Annotated in this window: 6 protein-coding genes; 1 reads left to right on the top strand and 5 read right to left on the bottom strand. The window is 72.2% G+C overall.

What is annotated here, in order from left to right; translation table 11 throughout:
• Nucleotides 1-42: 42 nt before the first annotated feature.
• The 4 genes from ACWGH4_RS32795 to ACWGH4_RS32780 form a co-directional block, all read right to left on the bottom strand.
• Nucleotides 43-594 carry a histidine phosphatase family protein gene (locus tag ACWGH4_RS32795; protein WP_441267241.1) on the bottom strand — a complete coding sequence of 184 codons (552 nt, stop codon included), beginning with the start codon at nucleotides 592-594 and terminating at the stop codon, nucleotides 43-45.
• Nucleotides 595-667: 73 nt separating this feature from the next.
• Nucleotides 668-877: a hypothetical protein gene (locus tag ACWGH4_RS32790; RefSeq protein ID WP_441267240.1), complete on the bottom strand. Its 210-nt coding sequence runs from the start codon at nucleotides 875-877 to the stop codon at nucleotides 668-670.
• A 172-nt stretch (nucleotides 878-1,049) separates the two neighbouring features.
• Nucleotides 1,050-1,166, bottom strand: coding sequence for an SGM_5486 family transporter-associated protein (locus tag ACWGH4_RS32785; RefSeq protein ID WP_086025608.1), 117 nt, complete (start codon nucleotides 1,164-1,166; stop codon nucleotides 1,050-1,052).
• 4 nt (nucleotides 1,167-1,170) lie between these two features.
• A complete protein-coding gene (locus tag ACWGH4_RS32780) occupies nucleotides 1,171-2,439 on the bottom strand; it encodes a CynX/NimT family MFS transporter (protein WP_441267239.1) in 1,269 nt (422 codons plus the stop codon).
• Nucleotides 2,440-2,546: 107 nt separating this feature from the next.
• Here ACWGH4_RS32780 and ACWGH4_RS32775 point away from each other — a divergent pair, with 107 nt between their 5' ends.
• The gene (locus ACWGH4_RS32775) at nucleotides 2,547-3,233 is read left to right on the top strand and encodes a FadR/GntR family transcriptional regulator (protein ID WP_453467263.1); all 687 of its coding nucleotides are present in this window, start codon (nucleotides 2,547-2,549) and stop codon (nucleotides 3,231-3,233) included.
• Here ACWGH4_RS32775 and ACWGH4_RS32770 read toward each other — a convergent pair.
• Nucleotides 3,196-3,698: hypothetical protein (locus ACWGH4_RS32770; protein WP_453467261.1), on the bottom strand; the 503-nt coding region annotated here is incomplete at its 5' end. The genes ACWGH4_RS32775 and ACWGH4_RS32770 overlap by 38 nt on opposite strands.

The raw sequence follows: 3,698 nt of genomic DNA, 5'->3' as shown, positions 1-3,698 counted from the left end.
CACTCGGTGTGCCGGGGCCCTGCCGTTCTTCGTGCCGGTCGATCACTCGTGCGGGGTCCAGTAGTCGAGCAGCTTGCCCACGCCGTGCTCCACGGACTTCCACGGACCGCTGATGGACAGGACGGCGAACGCCGAGGTCGGGAAGCCGTCGCGGGTCATCCGGCCCAGTGCGTCACCCTCCGTGCTGCCCGCGAGGGCGTCCGCCAGCGCGTGCATACCGGGGTTGTGACCGATGACGAGCAGGTCGTTCACCTCGTCGGGGGTCTCGGTCAGCAGAGCGAGCAGATCGCCGAGGGAGGCCTCGTAGAGCCGGTCCTCGTAGACCGTCTTCGGGCGGTGCGGCAGCTCGTGCACCGCGAGCTTCCATGTCTCGCGGGTCCTGACCGCTGTCGAGCACAGGGCCAGGTCGAAGTCGATGCCGGTCTCCGCGAGCCGGCGGCCGGCGACCGGGGCGTCCTTCCGGCCTCGCTCGGCGAGCGGGCGCTCATGGTCGGACACCTGGGGCCAGTCGGCCTTCGCGTGCCGGAGGAGGACGATCCTGCGGGATTCGGGAGGTCCGGGGGGTGTCCCACCGGAAGACACAGCGGCGCTCATGTAACCCAGCTTCGCATGAAATGAGCCAGCGGGCGCAGGGTGTTGACGTGCTCCGCCGTGAAGAGTGACCCCGTCAACGGGCCAGCATCCGGTGCACGAGCCGGAGGAACTCGCCGACCCCCTGCTCGTCGCCCGCCGCGGCGTGTGCCTGCCCCGGACCGGCGATCAGCAGGAGCAGCGCGCTGAAGGCGATCACCGGGAGTGCCAGCGCCCACCAGGGCAGCTCGCCCCCGGCGGCGCCCGGGGACCGGGTGAGGGACCGGGGGTGCGTGTGGGCCGGCATGGCCGCCTCCGTACGTCTAGAGGTCGAGTCCCTCAAACGTACGGATCATGAACGGCGGGGCCCATCCGGTGGCCCACCCACTTCACCCTGAGCCTGGCCCCCTAGGGGACGGTGGGGCCAGCACCACCGTCCCTCCTCGTCGAGGGAGGGACGGGGCCTGTGCCCGGCGGGGTCAGGGAGCGGCGATCGTGGCGATGATCGAGATGACCACGCCGATGAGCAGGATCAGGCCGAAGATCCCGAGGAGCTTCTTCTGGCCGTTCTGGGGGTTCGGGTCGAGCACTGGCATGGTCTCAGTCTCGCACCCCGGTCTCGTCCTCGATCGTCCGGTCCCTGCCCGCGAGGACGCCCATGGCGATCTGCGGCACGAGAAGGGCGGCCATCAGGCCGATGGGCAGGCCCCAGCCGCCGCTGTGCTGATAGAGCACGCCGACCAGGAGGGGCCCGGGGATGGAGATCAGGTAGCCGGTCGACTGGACGAACGCGGAGAGCCGCACGACGCCCGCACCGGTCCTGGACCGCATGCCGATCATGGTGAGTGCCAGCGGGAACGAGCAGTTCGAGATGCCCAGCAGCAGCGCCCACGCCCACGCGCCCGCCGCCGGTGCCAGCAGGAGCCCCAGGTAGCCGGTCAGGCCGCACAGGCCGAGACCGATCGCGATCGGTCCCTGCTGGTTCAGCCGGGTCGCCAGTCGCGGGATGACGAAGGCCAGCGGCACGCCCATGACCATGGTGACGGCGAGCAGGACGCCCGCGGTCTGCGCGGAGACACCCGCGTCACGGAAGATCTGCGGCATCCAGCCCATGGTGATGTACGCGCCGGTCGCCTGGAGCCCGAAGAAGCAGGCCAGCGCCCAGGCGGTCGGGCTGCGGGTGATCCGCGGAGCCGGGGCGGACTGCGCGGGTCGCGCCTCGCCGTCCGCGCGGTCGCGGTCGCGCACCAGCCCGAGCCAGGGCAGTACGGCGACGGCGGCCAGCAGCGCCCACACCGCGAGACCGACCCGCCAACTGCCGCCCAGCGCGCTCGTGATGGGCACGGTCGCGGCCGCGGCCACGGATGTGCCGAGCGCCAGCGCCATCGAGTAGAGGCCGGTCATGGAGCCGACCCGGCCGGGGAAGTAGCGCTTGACGATCACCGGCATCAGCACGTTGCTGACGGCGATGCCCATCAGGGCGAGCGCGCTGGCGGCGAGGAACCCGGCCGTGCCGCCGGCGAAGGGCCGCACGACGAGCCCCGTCGCGATGGCCGCCATGCCGGCGCAGAGGACGGCGCCGGGTCCGAAGCGGCGGGCGAGGCGGGGTGCCGCGGTGCCGAAGAGGGCGAAGCAGAGCGGGGGGACGGACGTGAGCATCCCGGCGACACTGCCGCTCATGTGCAGCCCGGTCCTGGCCTCTTCGAGCAGGGCTCCGAGGCTGGTGATGGCGGGGCGCAGGTTGAGCGCGGCGAGGACGATGCCGACGAGGACGAGCCGGGTGATCCACACCGGGCCCGTGCGGGCGGCAGAATCCTGGGGAGCAGGGGCCGTCGCGGCGGGGCTCAGTGTGCGGGTCTCGTCAGGCATTGGGCCATCATAGAATCATGGGATGATTGGTTGTCCAATCCTGGACGACACTCGGCCACCGGCCGCCCCAGGGCGCCGGTCGGACGCCCTTCACGACAAGGAGCACCATGGCGCTGTCCTCTCCCCGGCGTTCCGCGCTGTCCGACCAGGTGATCGCCCAGTTGCGGAACCAGATCACCTCGGGCGAGTGGCCGGTGGGTTCTCGGATCCCCACCGAACCGGAACTCGTCGAACAGCTCGGCGTCGCCCGCAACACCGTCCGCGAGGCGGTGCGGGCACTGGCCCACAACGGGCTGCTCGACATCCGGCAGGGCTCGGGGACGTACGTCCTGGCCACCAGCGAGCTCGCTGGCGTCATGCACCGGCGGTTCGCCGGCGCCGACCCCCGGCACATCGCGGAACTGCGCTCCGCCATGGAGTCCTCCGCGGCACGGCTGGCCGCCGAGCGGCGCACCGAGCGCGACCTCAGGCAGCTGGACGCCCTCCTGGCGAGGCGCGAGGAGGCATGGGCGTCCGGTGTCGCGGAGGCGTTCGTGGCCGCCGACGCGACGTTCCACCTGGCCGTGGTGGCCGCCTCGCACAACGAGGTGCTGACCGGGCTCTACGCCGACCTCGGGGATGTGCTGCGCGACTGGCTGCGCGAGGACATCGGCCAGGACCTGCGTCCCGAGCACCACATGGACCACGCGCGGATGGTCGAGGCGATCCGCGCGGGCGACGGCGACGCGGCTGCCGCGGAGGCGGCCGGCTATCCGTTCATGTGCCTGCGTCGGCCCGCTGCGGCTGGTGGCTGATCCACACCGAGCGGATCTCCTTCCAGCACCGCCCGGTCAGTTCCCCGTACTCGGCCGGGCGGAGCAGGACCGGGGCGGTGTCCGCGTCGACGTCCCACCAGCGGTCGCACTCGACGTGCAGCCGCACCCGGTCGGCGGCGGGATACGGGTTGTGGCAGTAGGCGGTGACCCGGGAGCCTTCCACCACGGTGCTGCACCGTGCCTCGTAGGACGGCGGCTGCGCCGGGCGGGGGTCCTGCGTCTCCTGACGGAAGTGAAGGGCGGTGCAGGTGATCCCCAGCACCAGGACCGTCGCGGCGGCCAGGGCGGAGGCTTTGCGCCATGTCGTACGCACGAGCAGGACCTCCTCGGCCGGGCTGCGGCGCACGCGCCGCAACAGCACCACAAGGAAGATGTGCTCCTCCAGCATCGCCGCCCTCGGCACCCCCCGCCGCGCCGCTGGGCCGAACGAGGGACGCCCCGCCC

Source organism: Streptomyces sp. NPDC054847, from assembly GCF_053610925.1.
This window is presented reverse-complemented; position numbering and strand designations above follow the sequence as displayed.